We start from the raw sequence: 21,624 nt of genomic DNA on the forward strand, positions 1-21,624 counted from the left end.
GCACGTGGATCAAGCGGGCGGTAATGAGTGGGCGGGGTATGTGGCGCATACCCCGCTGCTGCTCGCGCCCGCGGATTCACGAGGGGAAGGCGGGGTGGCGCGACTGAACCCGCACCGACTGCGTTCGTCCGTTCACGGCGCGCATTCTTGTTATGCCGGTCGGAGCACCGCGCGGGTTCGGCGCGTTTCCCGCGCGACGGCCGTTCACTGCTATTCGCCGATTGTTTCCCCGCAGGTTCTGGGTGAGCTGGAAACCTTATCGGGCGAGCCGGTCGCGACGGGATCTTCGGCTCGCCCCGCCGAGAACCCGGACCGCCGCCGCGGGGGGCTCGGGGTGATCCCTTACGCGGAACGGAGCGCGCGCGGTGGATCCGGCGGCGACCTCCGGGGCGGTCGTCTGCGGTGTCCGGGGGAATCCGGCACGGCTGCGCTGGGTGAACGGGTCGAAAGGTCCGGATCGCGCCCGAGTGCCGCCGTGCTCGGCGCATCATGGGGTGGACCGATCCGGGGCGGTGGCGCCGTGGACGTGGATGTGCGCGGCGCATGATCGGCTCAGGGAAAGTGAGGGTGCGCGCCCCGATGTGGGGCAGGCCCGCGATGCGCGAGATTGAGCGGTGTGGACGAACAGCACGGACTGCCAGGGACGACTTCCGGGAGCGGGGTCGGCCGGACGTCGCGTCGCGGGCTCCGGGGTGGGGCGTGCGCGGCTCGGAGGCCGGGTGACCGGCAGGTGATCTTCGTGGGGCGGTGTGCGACGTGACCACGCTCGCGGTGGCGCTGGCGGCGCTGGGAGCCTGCGGCTATGCGGTCGGCGCCCGGCTGCAGCACGGCGCGGTGCAGGACGCGATCGGCGACGGCGGGCTGAAGGTCCGCAGCCAGGTCCGGTTGCTGCGCAACCATCGGTGGCTGCTCGGCCTGCTCGCGCTGGGCAGCGGGGCGCTGCTGCACGCGTGCGCGCTGGGTCTCGCGCCGTTGAGCGTGGTGCAACCGGTCGGGGTGCTGGCGCTGCCGATCACCGTGCTGCTCAACGCGCGGCAGCAGGGCGTGCGCACGCGGGATTTGAACGTGCACGTGGTGCTGGCGGTGTTGGCCGCGACCGGGGGCGTCGCGGCGTTCGTGTTCTTGGCGGCCGGGAGCGCGACCGCCACGGCGGTGCTGCCGGACGAGCAGCTGCTGGCGACCCAGCTCGTCGCCGGTGCGGTGCTGGCCCTCGGGGTGTTCGGGTTGCTCACCCGGTCGAAGGTCCGCTGCATGGCCTACGCCGCGGGCTGCGCGGTCGCCTACGGACTGGTCTCGTTGCTGGTGCGCGCCCTGGTGCAGCAGCTCGGCAGCACCCCGCTGCTGGACATCAACCCGCTGCCGGTGGTCGTGATCGTCGTCGCGATGGTCGTGGGCGGCTGGTTGCTGCAGCACGGCTACGCCAGCGGTCCGCCCGACCTGGTGGTGGCCTGCCTGACGGTGATCGATCCGCTGGTGGCGGTGGGCCTGGGGATCGGCCTGCTGGGCGAGGCCGATGCCGTCGGCAGCGCCACCGCGGTCGGCGAAATCCTGTGTGCCGTGATCGCCTGTGCCGGGGTGTTCGCACTCGCGCGGCATCACCCGGACACCCAGGAACAGCGAGTGCAACAAACCGTGACCGGCGACGGCAACACCGACGTACGGCGGATACGTTCTGACGGGAGTTCAACTTGACTTCGCAACCGTTCGGTGGAGATCGGCTGCGCATCGTGATCGGTGCGGTGATGTACCCGCCCGAGGTGAACGGTGCGGCCAACTTCGGCCACCGGCTCGCCACCGGGCTGGCCCGCCGCGGCCATGACGTGCACGTGATCTGCCACTCGGTGGATCGGCAGGAGAGCACCCGCGTCGAGGACGGGGTGACGGTGCACCGGGTCGCGTCGTACCGCACCCCGGCGCACCCGACGTTCCGCGCGTGCCCGCCGTGGCAGGCGTCCTCGGTGGCGGACCGGCTGCTCCGGGAGATCCAGCCGGACATCGTGCACGTCCAGTCGCACTTCTTCATCGGCCGCGGTCTGATCAACGCCGCTCGCCGGCAGGGCATCGGGCTGATCGCCACCAACCACTTCATGCCGGAGAACATCTTCGGCTACGTGCGGATTCCGCGTGCCCTGCAGAAGGCGGGCGCGTGGCTGCTCTGGCACAACCTGATCAAGCACTACGGCAAGGCGCAGCTGGTCACCGCCCCGACGCCGCGGGCGGTGCAGCTCCTGCAGGAGAACGGGTTCGCCAAGCCCGCGGTGCCGGTGTCGTGCGGGATCGACGTCGACCTGTACCGGAGCCGGGCGCACGAGGTGCGCAAGCAGGACCCGGACCCGTCGACCCGCACCATCCTGTTCGTCGGCAGGCTCGACGAGGAGAAGCACATCGACGACCTGCTGCGGGCGATGGCGCTGCTCAAGACGACCCGCGCCACCCGCCTGGAGATCGTCGGGGACGGAAGTTGCCGGGAGCCGCTCGGCGAGCTGGCCGCCGAGCTCGGCATCGAGGACCGGGTGCACTTCGCGGGCCTGGTCGACGAGCAGGAGCTGCTCGACGCCTACGCCAGGGCGGACCTGTTCTGCATGCCGAGCATCGCCGAGCTGCAGAGCCTGGCCACCATGGAGGCGATGTCGGCGGTCACACCCGTCGTGCTGGCGGACGCGATGGCCTTGCCGCACCTGGTGGAGGCCGGGAAGAACGGCTGGCTGTACCCGCCGCGGGACGTGCACGCGCTGGCCCACGCGATCGACGACGTGATCGCCGACCGCGACACCATCGACCGGATGGGCGCCGCGGGCGAGCGGTTGGTGAGCCGCAAGCACGACATCGACGCGGTGCTGGGCCGGTTCGAGTCGATCTACCGGCACGCGCTCGCGCACGACGACGGGGTGACGCCGGTGGAGCTGCCTGCCGAGCTGGCGAGTTGAGCCGCCGCCATGACCAGCAGACCACTGACCCGCGACTCCGCGGTCCCGCCGGAACCGGCCCTGGGCGCCGAGCTGCGCGTGGAGCGCATCCAGGGTTCTGACCTGCACTTCTGGATCTACCGCGCCGGCGCGGGCGAGGCCCCGGAGCCCCGGGGCTCCGGAGCTCCGGGGAACGCGGTGCCGGAGCCCGGCGCCGATGCCGATGAGACCGGCGGAGATCCGCTGATCGTCATGGTGCACGGGCTGCGCGGTACCCACCACGGGCTGGAACCGATAGTCGAGCGGCTGCCCGGTCGCACCGTGGTCGTTCCAGACCTGCCTGGTTTCGGGGACTCGGGTCCGATGACCGACCGCGCGCACGACGTCGCCGGCTACGCCGCCGTGATCGTCGAGCTGATCGAACGGCTCGGCGGGAGACAGCGGCCGGTGGTGCTGCTCGGGCACTCGTTCGGTTCGATGGTCGCGGCTCATGTCGTGTCCTGTGTTCCGGAGTCGGTGGCACGGCTGGTGCTGGTGAATCCGATCTCGACCCCGGCGTTGCACGGGCCGAGGGTGATGCTGTCCCGGCTGACCTCGCTGTACTACACGCTGGGCACGGCGTTGCCCGCGCGGCTGGGCCGGCTGCTGCTGGCGAACCGGTTGGTGGTGCGGGCGGCGGGCCAGGCGATGCTGCGGACCCGTGATCCGCAGGTGCGCCGTTTCGTGCACGAGAGCCATCTGCGGCACTTCAGCCGGTTCCACAGCCCGCAGCTGCTGAGCGAGACCTACGAAGCTTCGGTGACCGGCACGGTCGCGGACTACCGCGCTGCGCTGGCGTTGCCGACCCTGCTGGTCGCGGGCGAGTCCGACGAGATCGCGCCGGTCGCCGGCCAGCGCGAACTCGTCGCGGGGCTGCCGGACGCCGAACTGGTGATCATCCCGGGCGTCGGCCACCTCGTGCACTACGAGACCCCGGCCGCCGCCGCGGCGGAGATCGACCGCTTCTTGGGAGAGGCATGAGCGCACGCCCCACCGACGCGGCCGAGACCACCGGCGCCGCCGACGTGGTCGACGGGCGGTCCCCGCGAGTGTTCGTCGACGCCCGGTGGACCAGGACCGACGCGCACGACGGGATCAGCCGCTTCGGGGCCGGGCTGATCGAGGCGCTGCACGTCCTGCACCCGGTGACGATGCTGATCCACGACGAGCGCCAGCTCGCGCTGCTGCCCGCGGGCGTGCCGCACATCAAGATCAACAGCCCGTTCTCGGTGCGGGAGCTCGTCGTCTCGCGCAGGCTGCACGCGCTGGGCGCCGACGTGGTCTTCAGCCCGATGCAGGTCATCGGTGGTGTCGGCCGCCGCTACCGGCTCGTGCTCACGTTGCACGACCTGATCTACTACCGGCACCCGGAGCCGCCGGGCTTCCTGCCCGTGCCCGTGCGGGCGATCTGGCGGCTGTACCACCGCGCCTACTGGCCGCAGCGGCTGCTGCTGAACCGCGCCGACGCGGTGGTCACCGTCAGCGAGACCACGCGGCGGTTGATCGGGCGCCACCGGCTCACCCGGCGGCCCGTGACGGTCGTGCGCAACGCGCCCTCCGAGCCTCCGGAGCCGGACCAGGACGGTGCCGAGCAGGGGCCGGTGGGCCAGGTCCGGGACCTCGTCTACATGGGTTCGTTCATGCCCTACAAGGACGTGGAGACGCTGCTGGCGGGCATGGGCTCGCTGCCCGGGTACCGCCTGCACCTGCTGAGCCGGATCGCCCCGGCCCGGGAGGCCGAGCTGCGCGCGCTGGTGCCGTCCGGATCGGACGTGGTGTTCTGGAACGGCATCGAGGAGGAGGCGTACCGGACGCTGCTGCGCCGGGCGACCGCCCTGGTCACCGCCTCGCGGGACGAGGGTTTCGGATTGCCGATCATCGAGGCGATGCATGCCGGAACTCCTGTCGTGTGCAGCGATCTGGACATCTTCCGCGAGGTGACCGGTGGCCACGCCCGGTTCTTCCCCGCCGGTGACGCCACGGCTTTCGCGGCGGCCGTCCGCGAGGTGGACGACGACCCCGAGCGGCGAGCGGAATCGGTGCGCCGCGGCCGCGAGCAGGCGGCCGGGTTCACCTGGGACCGATCGGCCCGGCAGTTGTTGCGCGTGCTGGTGCCGGGTCGACCCGTGCCGCCCGAGGAGTCGGCGTCCTGAGGAGTTCCCGTGGGTGATCCGCGCGGCGCTGCGGGTGGCGGAACCGCGGTGGTTCCGCCACCGGCAGGGCGAGGATCGAGCAGCGACGCTCCCGGCGGGACGGCCGACGGTGATCAGCGTGGCCAGACCTTGATGGCGCGCGCCACGTACTCGGACCGGGGAACGAAGGAACCCGGCGGATAGGTCGAGAATTCGGCGTGCGTGTCGCACATCGGATCCTGGTACACCGTCACGGGTTTTCCGGTCTGGTTGACGAACGATTTCGCCTCCGGCTGCGGTGGCAGCGCGACGCATTCTTCGAGCGCCGTCGTGCGCAGCTCCGCCCGGTGCGGTTCACCCCGGTACTCGATGTGCGGATAAGCGCAGAAAGACCCGTCCTGGCACGGAATCGGCTCGGCCGGGCCCGCTTGCGCGACGGCTCCGCCGAGGGCGCTGAGCGCGATCCCGAACGCGAGCGCCGGGGCCAGCGCGGATCGTCGTGAAATCCACAGTGGACGATTTCGCGAACGCGCGGACCTGATCTCAGAAGTGGCGGCGTGCATGAGCGATCACCTTTCACGGCAAGGGAAATCAACGAGGGAATCGTCTTCCGGGCCGTCTTCGCGGCCCTGACGAAATCCAGATTCCCGAAACCGGGATCAGAGCGCCAGCACTTCAACTGGATACACCCCGACCGAGTGGATTTCCGGTTCGCCGCCGGTGATCTGGCGGCGAACCGGAAATCCCTGCTCAGCCCGCGGAACTGGTGACCAGCGAGCGCGTGACCCGGACCGCGCCCTGCCGCACGGCGCGCTCCACCGCCCACCGCCGGGCGCGGAACTCCGCGATCGGCAACGAGATGGCCACCGACGCGGTCACGCAGCCCGCCGGATCGAACACCGGTGAGGCCATGCACGCCAGCCCCGGCTGGAACTCCGCGATCTCCAGCGCGATCTGCGACTGCCGCACGTGCGAGAGGTGTTCCTCCAGCGCGGCGGGGGTGCGGATCGTCGACGGAGTGCACGGGACCATCCCCGCCTGCTCCAGGTAGCGCGCCCGCTGCTGCGGCTCCATCGCCGCGAGCATGATCTTGCCGAACGCCGTCGCGTGCGAGGCCTGGTGGAAGCCCACGTCCAACGGCTGCACCCGGGGCCGCCGATCGGAATCCTCCACGTGCGCGATGACGACCTCGGTGTCCCGGTAGATCGCGTAGTACGCGGCCGCGTCGGCGTGCTGGTGCAACCGCCGGATCGCCCCGGCGATCTCCGGCTGCACCGCGAGCTGCCGCGACAGCGCCTGCCCGAGGAACCGGGCCTTGTACCCGAGCGCGAACACGTGCTGGTCGGTCAGGTGCACCACGTGCCCGGCCTCCACCAACGTCGTGAGCAGGTGGTAGGTCGTCGGCAAGGTCAGGTCGAGCTCCGCGGCGAGCCGCTTCGCGGTGACCCCGCACGGCGAGGCCGCGATGGTCTCCAGCACCCGCAGCGCGCGGCCCACCGACTGCAGGGTTCCCGACGGCGCCTTGGCGCCGTTGTGCTGCGGGTCCCGTCCGCCGGTGGGCAGCGCGCTCATGGTTCTCAATGTAGGCCAGACCGGGCGGCCGTCCCGCCCGATCCGTACCGGGTGTCGAGCAGGCCACGACACCAACCGGCATTGCCCTCGATGCTGACGCGTGTCGTGCGCGCGAACCGCAGGCGGGCCGAGAGGCCCTCGACGGGGACGGCGTCGCCGTGCTCGTCGACCAGCAGCAGCGCGTCCGGCCCGGACGGCAGTCCGAGCTGGTCCCGCCGCCTGCGCAGCCGGTCCAGCGCGGTGCTCGGCTGGAGGCCGCCGAGCCGCACCTCGACCAGGTCGGCCAGCTCGGTGCCCTCGCGGAGCAGCTGCTGGGCGACCTGTTCCTGGTAGGCCAGGTGCGCCTTGCGCAGGAACGTGCGGCGCAGCTCATCGAGCTCGCCGGCGGCCAGGCCGGGGAACGCCGCGTCGAAGCCGTCCCCGGCCGCGACCCCCGCGTTGATCTCCTCGGAGGCGAAGTGGTCCAGCAACCGCACCCGCACCCGCCGCACGCCGGGCAGCTCGGCCACCGCGTCGTGCGCGTCGGCGACCATCAAATAGGCGAAGTTCGGCGCGCAGAAGTACGTCGGCAGCCGCAGGTCGACGTGCACCTCTTCGCCGTCGACCTCCGTCCCGGCCACGAAGTCCAGCTCGGTGACGGGCTGGTCGAGCTCCGGGTCGAGCACGGTGCCCAGCGCCCGCCACACCTCCGTTTCCAGGCTCACGGCGGTGGTCATGACGACATCGCCTCCTTGTTCAGCTCCGAGGCGACCGGCTCGCGCCCGGTGGGGATCTCCGGCTCGGCGGCGCGCATCTCGGCGGGCACCTCGATGTCGTAGAGCCGCGCGGCGTTCAAGCCGAGGATCTTGCGCTTGACGTCGGTGGTGAGCACTCCGTACTCGGACTGCATGTCCTCCGGGATCTGGAAGTCGACGAACTGCTCCACCAGCCACTTCGGCGTCCAGATCGCGTAGTCGCTGGAGAAGGTGATCCGGTTCTCGTCCAGCCAGAACAGCAGCTCGCCGATGATCTGGGCGAAGTAGCGCGGCCGGTGGTTCATGAAGGCCATCGCCACCGCCAGTCCGCCGTAGACGTTGGGCTCCTGGGTCGCGATCCAGCAGAAGTCCTCCAGCCGCGGCAGGCCCACGTGCTCCACGATGAAGTTCAGCTCGGGGAACGCCGAGGCCACGTCGTCGACGTCGGCCACGTCGAAAGCGTCCCGGTTGAGCGGGTAGATCGTCGGTCCCTTGTGGATGTGGATGTTGCGGATGCCCAGTTCCTGGCACTTCTCCAGGTAGCGGTAGGACCACGGGTCGGTCAGCTTCCAGCCCTTCGACTCGCCCTTCCACTCGGCGGTGTAGAGCTTCGTCCCCTTGAGCTGCCACCGTTCGGCGAGCCGTTCCAGGGCGCCCAGCCCGGCTTCGCCGTCGCGCGGGTCCCAGCCGCCGTTGACGATGAACTTGTCCGGGTGCTTCTCCGCGAGCACGCCGTCCTGCTCGGTGGTGTTGAAGCCGTTGACGAAGAAGTCGGTGAGGTAGGTCGGCTGGAAGATGGCCTTGTCGACGTAGCCCACTTCGAACAGGTCGTGGAGGATCTTCTCCTCGCTCTGCTTCTGGAACTGCTCGTGGGTCCACAGCTCGGATTCGGGGCTGAGGTTGCGGTGGTAGTCGTAGAAGCAGTTCAGGAAGCCCTCGCCGTAGCGGTTGGCCTGGTTGGCCGGGGTCCCGTCCCACGCGTGGATGTGGCTGTCGACGATGAAGTACTTGGTGCCGTCTTTTTCGTACATGGCGAACCTCCGTGGCGGGACGGATCAGGGAACGAGAATGGCGCGGCCACCGGGAATGCGTCCGGCGTCGAGGTCGTCGAGGGCGTCCAGCGCGGCGTCGAGCGGGTAGGTGCGGGTGCGCAGCGAGACCTTCCCCTGCGCGGTCAGCGTCATCAGCTCGTCGAGGTCGTTGTAGGAGCCGACGAGGTTGCCGATCACGTTGATCTCGCGGGAGATGATGTCGATGGTGGGCACGTCGACCCGCCCGCCGTAGCCGATGACGAAGTACGAACCGGCGTCCCTGGTCATGGCGACGCCGTCGGCTTCGGTGCCGTTCTCGCCGACGAAGTCGAGGACCACGTGGGCGCCCTTGCCGCCGGTGATGTCCCGGACGGCGTCGACGTGGTTCCCGTCGGCGGCCACGGTGTGGTGCGCGCCGAGTTCCGCGGCGAGCGCGAGCGCCTCGGGCGACCGGTCCACGACGGTGATCTCGGCGGGGCTCAGCGCCACGAGCGACTGCAACCCGATGTGGCCGAGGCCGCCCGCGCCGATCATCACCACGTGCGTGCCCGGGTAGAGCAGCGGGACCGCTTTGCGCACCGCGTGGTAGGCGGTGAGCCCGGCGTCGGCCAGCGCGGCCACGTCGGCCGGTTCCAGACCGTCGTCGAGCTTGACCACCGAGCGGGCGTTGGTGCGCAGCAGCTCCGCCATCCCGCCGTCGGTGTCGATGCCGGGGAACAGCGAGTTCTCGCAGTGCACGTCGTCCCCGCTGCGGCACGCCCGGCACAGCCCGCAGGTGACCAGCGGGTGCAGGATGACCTTGTCGCCGGGGCGCACGTTGCTGACGGCGGCGCCGACCTCGCGGACGGTGCCGGCGTTCTCGTGACCGATGACGTAGGGCAGCGCGACGCCGCTCTTGCCGGCCCACTGGCCTTCGATGATGTGCAGGTCGGTGCGGCACACGCCTGCCGCGCCGACTTCGACCAGCACGTCCAGCGGTTCCCGCACGACCGGATCGGGCACCGATTCGACCGCGGGTCTCTCGCCGTATGCGTGCACTCTGACGGCTCGCACGAGGGACTCCTCTCCGTTGAGCTGTGTCCTGCTTCACAGCGTGGCCGGAGCGTCCCGACGGCGGAAAGAGCCGTTGTCAGATGCTGATAACGGCAGGTCCGCGACCTGGCGGACCAAGGGCCTTGAGCGGTTCAGCGGAGTCGGCGGCGGCCGAACGCCACGCGCCGGCGGGTGCCGGAGGAGCGCGCGCCGGGCTGTGCCGGGAGTGGGCCACGGGGACACTCCCGCCATGGGCGAGATCGGCTGGAAGGTGCGGATCGGGAACGACGAGCTGGTGGTGCGGCGCCGCTACGAGCTGCTCGGCATCGGCAACGACATGCTCATCGCGCTCTGGTTCATCGCGGGCAGCGTGCTGTTCTTCCACGACTACACCGCTACGGCGGGCACCTGGATGTTCCTGCTGGGCAGCGTCGAGCCGGCGATCCGCCCGGCGCTGCGGCTGTCCCGGCACCTGCACCTGCGCCGCTTCGGGCCCGCGACGCCCCACGAGTCGTCCCAGGAGTTCTGACGGCGGGCGGCCCGCTCACAGGTAGCAGGCGCTGACGTAGCCGGTGACCCGGGTGCGGCGGTCGAGCAGCTGCCACCAGGTGTCGTCCCGCGCCCCGCCGGGGCAGGTGACGTGCTCGCCGACGACCTGCCTGCGCAGCCGCACCTGGTCGCCGGGATTGCCGACGCCGAGCACGACCGACGAGGTGCCCGGACCGGCCCGCAGGTTGACGCCGGGCGTCCGGAAGTCCCCGTAGCGGTCCACCCCGGCCTCCCGGCTCAGTTCGGCGAGCCGATGGCCGAATTCGAACACGAAGTGCGCCACACCGGTCGCCAGGCCGTTCATCGGCAGCACGAGTGCGGCCACCCCGGCGATCACGGCATTCCGGATCGTGTGCATGAGTTCCCCCTGACTCCCGCAGCCAGGTCGAACGCCCCCGGCCGGGAGTTCGCGAATAGATCGTTCCGACGTTTCCCCGTAGCCGAATCAATCGAACGCACTTCCCATTTTATCGGCCGGAGCCGCTTCGCAGGGAGTGTCCGATCGAGTGCTTCGATGAATGCTCCGGATCGTGCGGAACTCTGAAAAGAATTCGCGGCCGGATTACGGTGCGCGATGCGGATACCCACTTCAGTGCCCACGATGTGCCGATGTGGTGGACGGGGTCCAGCGGTGCGTGACCGGCTTCGCGGGGGAGTCCGGTGGATAGGATCCGCGGCGCGCGGAACTCCGCCCGTCGCGGGGCGAGCCACCGAACGGGAGGAATCGATGACCGATGTGGACCTGTGGGACGGACTCGCGGTGCGGCCGGGCTTGTGCCGGGAGTGCCGCCACCCGTCGTTGAACCGCACGCGACACGGCGTCACGTACATGCGGTGCACCCGCGCCGGATGGGATGAGCGGATTCCACGCTATCCGGGACTACCGGTCGCGGAGTGCGTCGGATTCGAGCGCCGCGCTCGTCCATGAGGACTACGCCACCGCGAACCGGCGATTCTGGCGGGAATTCGCGGCGATTCGACCGCATTTCGCGGTGCTGACCTGGCGGAACATTCGGACGGGGTATCGGCGGGCGGGTGCCGGGGCGCTCGCGTGCACGCCCCGGCACCCGCGTGGACGCTGGTCAGCCCTTCTCGGCGCCGATCCCGGTCAGCGAGCGGACCTCCATCTCGGCCCGCCGCTCGTGGTCGGCGGTCTCCTCGCTGAACAGCGTGCCGATCGCGGCGAACAGGAAGGAGATCGGGATCGACACGATGCCCGGATTGCGCAGCGGGAACAGCGCGAAGTCCACACCGGGGAAGATCGAGTCGGGCGAACCGGACACGACCGGTGAGAGCAGCACCAGCACCAGGCAGGACACCAGTCCGCTGTAGATCCCCCACAACGTGCCCGCGGTGTTGAACCGCCGCCAGAACAGCGAGTACAGCAGGGTGGACAGGTTCGCGGAGGCCGCGAACGCGAACGCGAGTCCCACCAGGAAGGCGATGTTCTGGCCGTTGACGGCGATGCCGCCCGCGATGGAGAGGCCGCCGATCGCCAGCGCGGTGTACCGCGCGACCCGCACCACCTGGCCGGAGTCGGCGTCGCCGTCGCGGATCATGTTGGCGTAGATGTCGTGGGCGAACGAGGCCGAAGCGGTCAGGGTGAGCCCGGCGACGACGGCCAGGATCGTCGCGAACGCGACGGCGGCCACGATGCCCAGCAGCAGCGTGCCGCCCACCTGGTAGGCCAGCAGCGGTGCCGCGGAGTTCTCCCCGCCGGGGGCGTCGAGGATGGCCGGCGTGCCGACCAGCGCCGCCGCGCCGTAGCCGATGATCAGGGTGCACAGGTAGAACAGCGACATCGTCCACACCGCCCACACGACCGAGCGACGTGCCTCCTTGGCGTTCGGGACGGTGTAGAAGCGCATCAGGACGTGCGGCAGGCCCCCCACGCCGAGCACCAGCGCCAGCGACAGCGAGACGAAGTCCAGCCTGGTCATCGAGGACAGTCCGTACTGCACGCCCGGCGCGAAGATCTCCCGGCCGTTCGGGTTGTTCTCGGCGGCGTAGGTCAGCAGCTTGGAGATGTCGTAGCTGAACTTGCCGATCAGGAAGATCGTCAGCAGGCCGACGCACGCGAACAGCAGGGCGGCCTTGACGATCTGCACCCAGGTGGTGCCCTTCATGCCGCCGACCAGCACGTACAGCACCATGATCACGCCGACGACGGCGATCACGATGGCCTGGCCGCCGGCGTCGTGCACGTTGAGCAGCAGCGCGACGAGTCCGCCCGCGCCGGCCATCTGGGCGATCATGTAGACGAAGGTGATGGCGAGCGTGGAGATAGCCGCCGCGGCGCGCACCGGGCGTCGGCGCATCCGGAAGCTGAGGACGTCGCCCATCGTGAACCGGCCGGTGTTGCGCATCCGCTCGGCGATGAGCAGCAGGTTGATCAGCCAGGCGACCAGGAATCCGATGGAGTACAGGAAGCCGTCGTAGCCGTGCACGGCGATGGCTCCGGCGATGCCGAGGAACGAGGCGGCGGAGAGGAAGTCGCCGGACAGCGCGATGCCGTTCTGCGCGCCGGTGAACGAGCCGCCCGCGGCGAAGTAGTCGGTGGTGGTGCTGCGGCTGCTGCCGCGGTAGACGACGAACAGGGTGATCAGCACGAACCCGGCGAAGATCGCGGTGTTGACCGCGGGGCCGGCGGTGGGCAGCAGCGACCCGCCGGGGGCGTCCCGCGCGAGGGCGGTGATCGAGTGGTTCACGTGCGCTCACCACCCACGTCCGGGGCGGCGTCCACTTCGGCGCGGAGTGCGTCGATCCGGGGATCGACGAAGCGTTCGGAGAACCGGACGTAAGCGGTGGTGATGAGCACTGTGGACGCGAATTGCCCGAGCCCGAGCAGCAAGCCGATGTTGATCTCGCCGAACACGGGGGTCGCCATGAACTCGGTCCGGTAGGCGGCCAGGAGCACGTATCCGAGATACCAGAGCAGGAATAACGCGGTCATCGGAAATACGAAGCTGATCACCTTGCGGCGGAGTGCGTGGAATTCGGAGCTCGCCGCGATGGCCTGGTAATCCGGCCCGCTCCGCAGTGCGGGGTCGGTGCTGCGTTCGATTCCCGCGAAGGGTTTCGGAGTTCTCCTCCTGGCGCGGTGCTGCGGATACGCGCGTATCGCTGTTTGAGTAGCGTCGCTCATGCTTCCTTCCCGGAAGTTCTACGTTCGGGTCGGTTGAACTCGGGGGACCCGGTGGATGCGATGTCGAAGCTTTGCGGCGGCGAAGTTAACCACTTCTCCACTGCCAATGAAAAGAGATGTCACCACACAGGATGACGGCTCGATCACTTAGTGTGACTTTTTGCCGTCCGTGCCCGGCCCTCGTGACACGACAGGTTGGACTTCGACCACTCGACGGCAAGGGCTGGTGAAGGTTTTCGGCCTGCCTCGTCAGGCATCGCGGGAGCCCGATCCTGCTTCCGCGCAGTGAAAAATTCCTCGTTCCGGGACTGCCGGAGCAACCCCGGGCGCACTTGACGTGCGGTGTTCGCCGGAGTGGATTGAGCCCAAAACGCCCTCCGTAGTTTCCAGGGGGCGGGGTTTATAGTGCAGGCACCGAAAGCAGACCGTCTCTCCTTCCTTCGCCCCGGTTAGGTGTCCGTGTCCGGAATGCCGCCAGTCCCGGCACAGCTAGTAACGATCGGTTCGGTAACGCTCGGTCTCGCTGGAGCCGCCGTACCGATACGGTCCTGTGCTGGAAGTAAGCCCCGCCGACTGCGAGCCTGCCCGCCGCCGGACCGTTTTCCACCCGACAACCCAGACGACGATTGCGGGATCACACGCATGCGCCGTTCCCCGACGCCAAGATCGCTCGAGAGAGCTCGCACGCTGAGTCCGGCCGCCCGGCCGATGCCGGGGTGGTGCTCGTGACGGCGCCCACTCCTGCGCGCAGGCGAGTCGCGTTACGCCAATGGCGGAACTGGAGCCTGCCGGTCAAGTTCGCCGCGGTCGTGCTGGTGCCCGTGATCTTCGCGGTGGGTCTCGGCATCTCCCAGATCCGCTGGCAGGTCGAGCAGGCCAACGAGTACGAGCGCGTCTCCCACGTCCTCGACAGCGCGCAACGGGTCGAGCCGCTCGTGGCCGCGCTGCAGGACGAGCGCAACGCCGCCGTCCTGACCAACAACGCCGCCGAGCTCGACCGCCAGATCGCCGAGGTCGACAAGGCCTTCGCCGCCGTGGACGAGGAACTCGGCCACGGGTCCGGGCACGCCGCCGCCGAGTTCGGCCAGGTCGTCGAAGACCGCCACGACGAGGTGCACGCCGCCCTCGACAAGCTCAACGAAGCGCGCGAAGCGGTCCGGCGCGAATCGCTGTCGACTCCGGACACCATCAACGCCTACAGCACGGCGATCACCACGGTGCTGTCCCTGGACCGCGCGCTGACGAGCACCGTGTCCGAACCGACGCTGGCCAGCACCGCCTCGGCGCTGCAGGACATGCTCTCCATGATGGAGGAGGTCCGGCTCCAGCAGGCCTGGGTGCTCAGCGGACTCTCCCAGGGGCAGCTCGCGCCGCAGTCCGTCGACGCGCTGCAGGGATCCCGCGCGCGGCTGATCTCCAAGATCGCGGACGCGCGCGCCACGGTCGCCCGGCACTGGCAGGAGCGGCTGGACCAGACGACGCAGGGTCCCGAGATCGTGCAGCGCAACACGATGCTCACGCAGATCTTGATGGCCGGCATGAGCGGTGGCCCGTTCCCGGCCACTCCGGAGCAGTGGAACGGCATCTCCGACCAGGTCGTCATGCTCATCGACGACGGTCACAACGACCTCGCCGCCGAGGTCCGCACCGGAGCCTCCACGCTGCGCGAGGACGCGGGCAACGCGGCGGGCTGGGACTCGGCGATGCTGCTGGCGTCGCTGCTGGTCGCGGCCGCGGTCATCACCGCGATCACCCGGCAGCTGCTCGGTTCGCTGCGCACGCTGCGCCACGGCGCGCTCGACGCCGCCCAGCACGAACTGCCGGAAGCGGTCGCCGGCATCCGGGCCGGTGAAGAGGTCGCCGACCTCCCGCCGCTGCCGGTGCGGACCACCGAGGAGGTCGGGCAGGTCGCCCGCGCCTTCGACGAGGTGCAGCGGCAGGCGCTGCGGCTCGCCGCCGAGCAGGCCTCGCTGCGGCACGGCTACAGCGAGTCGTTCGTCGGCGTCTCCCGCCGGAGCCAGGGCCTGCTGGAGCGCCAGCTGCGCCTGTTCGAGCAGCTGGAGCAGGACGAAGAGGACCCGGACCAGCTGTCCAGGCTGTTCCAGCTGGACCACTTGGCGACCCGGATGCGCCGCAACAACGAGAACCTCATGGTGCTCTCCGGCAGCGACCTGGCGCGGCGGTTCGTGCGGCCCACCGAGCTGGGCGACATGCTCCGCGCCGCCGTCTCCGAGATCGAGCAGTACCCGCGGGTGGTCGTGCAGCCGCCGCCGCAGGTGCGGCTGCTGGGCCACGCGGCCAGCGACCTGGTGCGGCTGATGGCCGAGCTGATGGACAACGCCGCGAACTTCTCCGCGCCGGACACCTCGGTCACCGTCTCCAGCTACCAGGCGGGCGACGGGTCGATCACCGTGGACGTGCTCGACGAGGGCATCGGCATGGGCGACCAGGAGCTCGCCGCGGCGAACGAGCGGTTGTCCAGGGTCGACGAGAACGACCTGGCCACCTCGCGCCGGATGGGCCTGTTCGTCGTGGCCCGGCTCGCGTTGCGCCACGGCGTCGGCGTGCGGCTGCACGGCGGGCCCGATGTGGACGGCGTGCGGGCCACTGTGGTCGTGCCCGCCGAGCATGTCGTCGCCGGTGCCCCCGCGGCACCGCCCGCCCCGGCGATGGGCGGGCAGCGCAACGGGGTGGCGCACCACGATCTGCCCACTTCCGGTTCGTTCGGGACCGGCCCGCACTCGGCCGGGGCGTTCGGCGACGCCGCGCCGCAGCAGTCCGACGACACCGGTTTCGTGTGGAGCACCAGTGGCGGGGACTCCGGTTCCAGCGCCGGTGAGACCGGATTCAGCACGGCTGAAAACGGTTTCAGCACCGGCGAGACCGGCTTCAGCACTGCTGAGACGGGCTTCGGCACGGCGGCCGAAACCGGTTTCAGCACCGCGGAATCCGGCGAGACCGGGCCGAACACGTTCAACACCGGATTCCTCACCGCGGCCGGTGACGGCCTGACGAGTTCCCCGCTGCCCAAGCGGGAACCCGCTGCCGGGCTGGTGGGGCCCTCGCAGCGCGAGGACGCCGCGTCGAGCGAGCCCGCGGGAAGCCTGTTCACGCCGGTGGAGATCCCGGAGCAGGACCAGGGCGAGTCCTACGACTTCTCCTCGGACTGGACCTCGTCGGACCTGGCGTGGCCGCCGGCGATCGAGGACCGGCCCGCGTCGGACGACGGACCGTCGCCGATCTTCGAAGAGGTCTCCACCCAGTGGTTCCAGCCCATCGAGGGCGAGGAGGAATCCGCGGGCGGTGCGCAGGGATGGCCCGGTGACGACGAGCAGGCGACGTCCATCATGGACAGCGGTTCCTGGTCGTTCACCGCGGATTCCGCGGAGGAGGCCGAGGCGGAGGCCGCGGCGGCCGAGGGCGGTTCCGGGTTCACCGAGTCCGGCCTGCCGCGCCGCGAGACCCGCGACCGGTCGGCCGTGCACGTGGACGAGAACGATCCTCTTGGCATCGGAGATCTGGACGAACCGGGCCCCGATCAGGTGGACTCGACCGGCGGGACGGCGACGATCGACGCCGCCGCGGCGGGTGCGCCCGCCGAGCGCAGCCCGCAGGAGTTGAGCCGCAGACTGGCCGACCTGCAAGGCGGCCTGCGATTCGGGAGGAAGGGCCCCATGACGTCGTCGCAGGACAACGCCGCGTCCGGACCCTCCACCGGCGAGCAGGAGGCGACGGGCGGCGGGAGTTCCAGCTGGATCACGGACTCCGCGAGCAACGGCGACCCGGCACCGGCGAACGGCAACGGCAACGGCAACGGCAACGGCGGCTGGAGCTTCGCGACCGACGAGTCGTGGAAGCAGGTCGAGGCGGCGACGACCTCGAACCCCACCTCGTTCACCGAGTCCGGGCTGCCCCGGCGCACGCCGAAGGCCCAGTTGGCCCCGGGCAGCGCGGGCACGGGCCCGGCCAGGCCGGAAGGCCAGCGGTTCGAGCGGGACGCGAGCGCGTTGCGCGGCAGGTTGTCCAGTTTCCAGTCGGGTGTCGAGCGCGGCAGGCATCGGCTGCCGGACGAATCGTAGGAGGACACATGCGTTGCTCGGCTGCGGATGAGCCTCGATGTCAGAAGGAGTTCTAGCCAGGCCACTGAGGGCGCGGGAAGACCGCGTCCGGTTCCACCGATTCGGCAACATGGAGTCGTCCGGACCGACATCGGCGATTCCACGACCACAAGCCAGGAGGTTGCATGACTCCCCAGGAGACGATGTCCCGGCGGTTCGGGTGGCTGGTCACGGACTTCACCCAGCGAGTCGCCGGTGTGGCGCACGCGATCGTGGTGTCCGCCGATGGACTGCTGCTGACCGCTTCGGCCAACCTGCCCCAGGACCGGGCGGATCAGCTCGCCGCGGTCTCGTCCGGTCTGCTCAGCCTCACCAACGGAGCCGCGAAGTGCTTCGAGGCCGGTGAGGTCACCGAGACCATCGTGGAGATGCAGTACGGCACGCTGATCCAGATGGGCATCAGCGACGGGTCCTGCATCACGGCGTTGGCCGCGCCGCAGTGCGACATGGGCCTGATCGCGTACGAAATGGCCATGCTGGTGGAGCGCGTCGGGCAGATCCTCACCCCGGAGTTGCGGCACCAGTTGCAGGGCGCGAGAAATCCGTTCTCCCGGCCGGCCGCGGTGAGGTGACGCGATGAGCGAATCGGGGTTCGGCGAGCAGGACCGAAGACGGGACGAGCCGGACGCGAGCAGCTTCGCCGACGTGATGAACGGTTTCACCTTCGACAGCGGCCGGGGAAGGCGCGGCCGCCGCAAGAAGGGGGATCCGGTGGACGAACCGGCCGCCGAGCAGGACGCGGGTCAGCAGGGGGACGCGGGCGCGTCGCAGCCCCCGCCGGCCCCTCCGCAGGCTCGGCGTCCGACGGCTCGCCCGCCCGCGGACGTGTTCGACGGGCGGGATCCGTTCGATGCACCGGATCTGGAGTGGGAGACGCAGGCGCCGTCGTACCGGGACCCGGACGAGGGCTGGGGGGAGCGTGCGGATTTCGATTCGCGGGCCGGAAGTTCGGCCCCGTGGAACGTCGGGGCACCGGCCCAGGGAAGGCCCGATCGGCCGGCCCCAGGAGGGCCCGATCGGGGGGGAGGGAATCCGGTGAGCGGACAGTCCAGGGGGGCGTTCGACGCTCCGGTCCCGGAACCGGAACCGTCGGCGGACGCCCCCGCGGCCATTCGCTCGTACACCTGGACCGGCGGTCGGACCAGGTCGAACTACGAGCTGCAGATGGAGACGCTCGTGTCCACGAGCGAGGCCTTCCGGCCTGGCTCGACGGGGCGGATGGAACACGAGTCGATCGCCGAACTGTGCCGGCATCCCAGGTCGGTAGCCGAAGTCGGAGCGCTGCTTTCCGTTCCGATCGGGGTGGCTAGGGTGTTGCTGGCCGACATGGCGGAACTGGGGATGGTGACCGTGCACCAGACGGTCACCGAAAGCGGTAGCGCACCACACCTGTTGTTGATGGAAAGGGTATTGAGTGGACTCCGTCGGCTTTAGAGCTCCCCAAGGAGGCGCTCGGGGGCCGGTTGCCCCCCAGCGCGGTGCCACCACCTCGGCGAAGATCGTCGTCGCGGGCGGCTTCGGTGTCGGGAAGACGACGTTCGTCGGTTCCGTTTCCGAGATCGTCCCGCTGACCACCGAGGCGGTGATGACGGAGGCCAGCGCGGGCGTGGACGACCTCGCGGCCACACCGGACAAGAGAAGTACGACGGTCGCGATGGACTTCGGCCGCATCTCGCTGGATTCGGATCTGATCCTGTACCTGTTCGGCACCCCCGGGCAGCAGCGCTTCTGGTTCATGTGGGATGACCTGGTCAAGGGCGCGATCGGCGCGGTCGTGCTGGTCGACACCCGCAGGCTGGCGGATTCGTTCTCCGCTGTGGACTTCTTCGAGGATCGCGGTTTGCCGTACCTGATCGCGGTGAACGCTTTCAACGGCGACCTGCAGCACCGCATGGAGGAGATCCGGGAGGCCATGGCGATCGGGCCGCACGTGCCGATCGGGCCGTGCGACGCCCGGGACCAGCAGTCCACGAAGCAGGCGCTGATCGCCTTGGTGCAGCACGCGATGCGGCACTGGCAGCAGCAGGGCGGCCAGCAGCCGCCGAGGTGAGCCCGCCCCCGGCCGATCGGTTTTCCCGCCGTCGGCCGGGATTCCCGGTGGACGGGTCCACCGGTGGTCGTGGCACAACTGAAGATTTTCCTGGCGAGCGCGCCGTTGGAGCGGTTTTCCCGCTCAGCGGCGCGCTCGCCGTTGCGCGGGGCGTTCCGGCAGTGCAGCGGGGCGCCGTGGGTTCTGGGGCCGCACGGGAGGGACCAGGCGGCACCACGGGTGTTTTCCGGCGCTCGTCGCAGCCGCGTCCGGTGCCTCGGCGGTCTCGTCCGCGCGGGACGGAATGCCGTGGCGGCGCGGGGATTTCCGCGCCTCGCCGAGGTGGAGACGCGAGCGTCGCCGGTGGGACTGTCCACCATGGCTAGTGGATCTTCGATCCGGACGCGTCGAGGATCGATCCGGACGGTCCCGGCGGGCGGTGCGCGCGGGACGGTGCCGCCGAACGCCGTGATCGCGTTTTCGCTGCCACAGCCGGGCTTTTCAAGCGATCCGTTCCGGATTCGGGCTGGTTAACGCACTTGTGGAATACCGTCCGTTGTGGACGAAAGAGCGGAACTCGGCGGTGGTTTCGCGCTCGGATATTCACCCAATTGAAAGAGTGCGCGGATCGTTATCGGGCGGCTAGCATTCTTTAATAGCGGCCCGTGGTCGTTACTTCCACTTCTTAAGATCATCTGAACCAGCAGGATCGGCTGTCCGCCCAAGATCTTCTTCGGGGGGTGTGCCGCGTTGTGCCAGATGGCTTTCCGCTTCATGCAAGGAGATTCGGCGAAAGGTGGCCACTGTGGACTTCGACGCGCTCTTTCATTCGCACTTGGCGGCGATTCGAGCCAGCGTCCGTGCGGGGTTTCGCTTCCGGCACCTGCCCACCGGGCAGGAAGACGAGTTCGTGCTGCAAGGATTCCGCGTGGAGAACGGGGTGATGGACACGTACCTCACCTATGCGGCCGACGACGCGGTCGCGGCTCGATATCGGGTCTCGGACCTGGAACTCCCCGATCCGCCGGCGCTGTGGCGCCGCGACGGGCCGGTGGACGAGGTGGTGCTGGCCTTGCTGGCACTGCCCGCGCACGGGGCTCGCGGATCCCCGATGGCGGCCGGTTTTCCGGTGCACTTCGGCATTCCGCCGCACGCCCACCGGGCTCGGCGGCATCCGGAATCCGAGCCTGACCCGCCGCCGGAAGCGGCGGAACCGTCCGCGTCGTCGCACGATTCGGCGCCGCCCGACGTGCTGTCCCGCATTCCGCGGCCCCGCGCCGGCGGCTGCGTCCCGAATTCGCCGACGCCGCGCGGCTCCCGCTTCCCGGGAGGTGCGCGATGAACGGCAAGAAGCACCTGCCGATGGCCTGGCACTTCGAACGGGTCTCCTCGCGGGAGGCGTACACGTTCCGCTGGGGGCGCGGTTCCGGAATGATCACCGTGCACCGCGGTGACGCGCGCGGTTCGCACAGCGACGACAACCTGGTCGACTGCCTGCCGGTCGGCATCGACTGGATCGACGACCAGGACGTTCGGGTGCAGGCCCGCAAATGGATCAGAGCGAATGCGGGACGTGGCGTGCGCTGAGTGCGCCACCCGCAGGAATCCGCATTCCGGCGTCCGCGTCGAATTCGCCGAACGCCAATTCGCCCCCGGATTCGGGGAGTCGGTTTCGAAGCTCATTCATCCGGTCCCGCCCCTGCCCGGCCGCGGTTCCGAGCGTCGAGCCGGCGGGGGCGGTGGCGGACAGCGCGATTCGTTCCAGGACTCGCCGATGCGGTGCGGCGGGGACTGGCGCTGCGTTCCACGGGCCGGTCGGCGCGGAGCCGCCCGGCCCGAGCGCCCCGCGGCGAACGCGGTGGCGTCCGGTCGGAACCGGCCCCTTCCCGCTGGTGCGGCGACGCGGGAATTTCGGCGAACGTTACGCGGACGACCCCGGTCGGCAAAGCGCCGTGCGTAGACCTGACCGGGAGGCGTTCGTTCCCCACGCGCGGGTCGAGCAAGCGGGCCCGGCAGAACAGGAGGTGCGCGGTGAAAGTGCTGCTGCACGCGCCCGCCGCGGAACTGCCCGCGGAATGGTCCTGGTGCGCGGATTGCGCGGGCACCGGGATCGTCCAAGCCGACCCGGCCGCGCCACCACCCGTCGAAGAGGACTGCTGGACATGCCGAGGCCTCGGCCTCGGCGCCTGGGATGTTCTCTGATGGGACCTCCTGCGTAGTGGGTCGCTCCGCGGAACCTCAGTCGTCTTCTCGCTGCGGGATCTTTTTCCCAAGTGGCTCCGCCACGAGGGAAAAAGCTGTCCTCGCGAGAAGACGACTGAGAACCCGCCGGTGGTC

Annotated in this window: 20 protein-coding genes; 12 read left to right on the top strand and 8 right to left on the bottom strand. The window is 69.9% G+C overall.

What is annotated here, in order from left to right; genetic code table 11:
* Positions 1–756: 756 nt before the first annotated feature.
* The 4 genes from ACWD38_RS23350 to ACWD38_RS23365 are packed head-to-tail and all read left to right on the top strand — an operon-like array spanning position 757 to position 5,098.
* Entirely contained in the window at positions 757–1,692 is a 936-nt protein-coding gene (locus tag ACWD38_RS23350) for a DMT family protein (protein WP_184476455.1), read from the top strand.
* The gene (locus tag ACWD38_RS23355; protein WP_246456649.1) at positions 1,689–2,927 is read left to right on the top strand and encodes a glycosyltransferase; all 1,239 of its coding nucleotides are present in this window, start codon (positions 1,689–1,691) and stop codon (positions 2,925–2,927) included. Before ACWD38_RS23350 ends, ACWD38_RS23355 begins: the two co-directional genes overlap by 4 nt.
* 9 nt (positions 2,928–2,936) lie before the next feature.
* Complete coding sequence (locus ACWD38_RS23360; RefSeq protein ID WP_450124901.1) at positions 2,937–3,926, top strand: alpha/beta fold hydrolase; 990 nt, start codon at positions 2,937–2,939, stop codon at positions 3,924–3,926.
* Positions 3,923–5,098 (top strand): glycosyltransferase family 4 protein, encoded by a 1,176-nt coding sequence (locus tag ACWD38_RS23365; protein WP_184476459.1) that lies wholly within the window; start codon positions 3,923–3,925, stop codon positions 5,096–5,098. The genes ACWD38_RS23360 and ACWD38_RS23365 overlap by 4 nt, the downstream gene beginning before the upstream one ends.
* Positions 5,099–5,211: 113 nt before the next feature.
* On the opposite strand, the gene ACWD38_RS23370 is transcribed toward ACWD38_RS23365, so the two are convergent.
* From ACWD38_RS23370 to ACWD38_RS23390, 5 genes are all read right to left on the bottom strand, one after another.
* Positions 5,212–5,640, bottom strand: a complete 429-nt coding sequence (locus ACWD38_RS23370; protein WP_450124902.1) for a peptidase inhibitor family I36 protein — start codon at positions 5,638–5,640, stop codon at positions 5,212–5,214.
* A 187-nt stretch (positions 5,641–5,827) separates the two neighbouring features.
* Positions 5,828–6,649, bottom strand: a complete 822-nt coding sequence (locus ACWD38_RS23375; protein WP_184476463.1) for an IclR family transcriptional regulator — start codon at positions 6,647–6,649, stop codon at positions 5,828–5,830.
* Positions 6,650–6,654: 5 nt separating this feature from the next.
* Positions 6,655–7,365: an iron-sulfur cluster assembly protein gene (locus tag ACWD38_RS23380; protein ID WP_450124903.1), complete on the bottom strand. Its 711-nt coding sequence runs from the start codon at positions 7,363–7,365 to the stop codon at positions 6,655–6,657.
* The gene (locus ACWD38_RS23385) at positions 7,362–8,414 is read right to left on the bottom strand and encodes an amidohydrolase family protein (RefSeq protein WP_184476467.1); all 1,053 of its coding nucleotides are present in this window, start codon (positions 8,412–8,414) and stop codon (positions 7,362–7,364) included. The genes ACWD38_RS23380 and ACWD38_RS23385 overlap by 4 nt, the downstream gene beginning before the upstream one ends.
* Positions 8,415–8,438: 24 nt before the next feature.
* On the bottom strand, positions 8,439–9,467 hold the full coding sequence (locus tag ACWD38_RS23390) for an alcohol dehydrogenase catalytic domain-containing protein (RefSeq protein WP_184476469.1): 1,029 nt from the start codon (positions 9,465–9,467) through the stop codon (positions 8,439–8,441).
* A 229-nt stretch (positions 9,468–9,696) separates the two neighbouring features.
* Between ACWD38_RS23390 and ACWD38_RS23395 the strand changes: the two genes are divergently transcribed.
* The gene (locus ACWD38_RS23395; RefSeq protein ID WP_184476471.1) at positions 9,697–9,975 is read left to right on the top strand and encodes a YrhK family protein; all 279 of its coding nucleotides are present in this window, start codon (positions 9,697–9,699) and stop codon (positions 9,973–9,975) included.
* A gap of 15 nt (positions 9,976–9,990) precedes the next feature.
* Here ACWD38_RS23395 and ACWD38_RS23400 read toward each other — a convergent pair whose 3' ends face one another.
* The 3 genes from ACWD38_RS23400 to ACWD38_RS23410 form a co-directional block, all read right to left on the bottom strand.
* Entirely contained in the window at positions 9,991–10,353 is a 363-nt protein-coding gene (locus ACWD38_RS23400; protein WP_184476473.1) for an SH3 domain-containing protein, read from the bottom strand.
* Between the two features lie 724 nt (positions 10,354–11,077).
* Complete coding sequence (locus tag ACWD38_RS23405; RefSeq protein ID WP_425503598.1) at positions 11,078–12,691, bottom strand: solute symporter family protein; 1,614 nt, start codon at positions 12,689–12,691, stop codon at positions 11,078–11,080.
* Positions 12,692–12,699: 8 nt separating this feature from the next.
* Positions 12,700–13,140: a DUF485 domain-containing protein gene (locus ACWD38_RS23410; protein WP_450124904.1), complete on the bottom strand. Its 441-nt coding sequence runs from the start codon at positions 13,138–13,140 to the stop codon at positions 12,700–12,702.
* Between the two features lie 725 nt (positions 13,141–13,865).
* Between ACWD38_RS23410 and ACWD38_RS23415 the strand changes: the two genes are divergently transcribed.
* The 7 genes from ACWD38_RS23415 to ACWD38_RS23445 all read left to right on the top strand — a co-directional run bounded on the left by ACWD38_RS23415 (position 13,866) and on the right by ACWD38_RS23445 (position 21,489).
* Positions 13,866–17,219, top strand: coding sequence for a sensor histidine kinase (locus tag ACWD38_RS23415; protein ID WP_450124905.1), 3,354 nt, complete (start codon positions 13,866–13,868; stop codon positions 17,217–17,219).
* 164 nt (positions 17,220–17,383) lie between these two features.
* The gene (locus ACWD38_RS23420) at positions 17,384–17,830 is read left to right on the top strand and encodes a roadblock/LC7 domain-containing protein (RefSeq protein WP_184476479.1); all 447 of its coding nucleotides are present in this window, start codon (positions 17,384–17,386) and stop codon (positions 17,828–17,830) included.
* Between the two features lie 4 nt (positions 17,831–17,834).
* Positions 17,835–18,692, top strand: a complete 858-nt coding sequence (locus ACWD38_RS23425) for a DUF742 domain-containing protein (protein WP_450124906.1) — start codon at positions 17,835–17,837, stop codon at positions 18,690–18,692.
* The gene (locus ACWD38_RS23430; RefSeq protein ID WP_184476481.1) at positions 18,673–19,308 is read left to right on the top strand and encodes an ATP/GTP-binding protein; all 636 of its coding nucleotides are present in this window, start codon (positions 18,673–18,675) and stop codon (positions 19,306–19,308) included. Before ACWD38_RS23425 ends, ACWD38_RS23430 begins: the two co-directional genes overlap by 20 nt.
* Before the next feature lie 775 nt (positions 19,309–20,083).
* The gene (locus ACWD38_RS23435) at positions 20,084–20,629 is read left to right on the top strand and encodes a hypothetical protein (RefSeq protein WP_184476483.1); all 546 of its coding nucleotides are present in this window, start codon (positions 20,084–20,086) and stop codon (positions 20,627–20,629) included.
* Positions 20,626–20,874, top strand: a complete 249-nt coding sequence (locus tag ACWD38_RS23440) for a hypothetical protein (RefSeq protein WP_184476485.1) — start codon at positions 20,626–20,628, stop codon at positions 20,872–20,874. The genes ACWD38_RS23435 and ACWD38_RS23440 overlap by 4 nt, the downstream gene beginning before the upstream one ends.
* 444 nt (positions 20,875–21,318) lie before the next feature.
* The gene (locus tag ACWD38_RS23445; protein ID WP_450124907.1) at positions 21,319–21,489 is read left to right on the top strand and encodes a hypothetical protein; all 171 of its coding nucleotides are present in this window, start codon (positions 21,319–21,321) and stop codon (positions 21,487–21,489) included.
* The last annotated feature ends 135 nt before the right edge of the window (positions 21,490–21,624 follow it).

This window comes from Saccharopolyspora sp. NPDC002578, assembly GCF_053592695.1.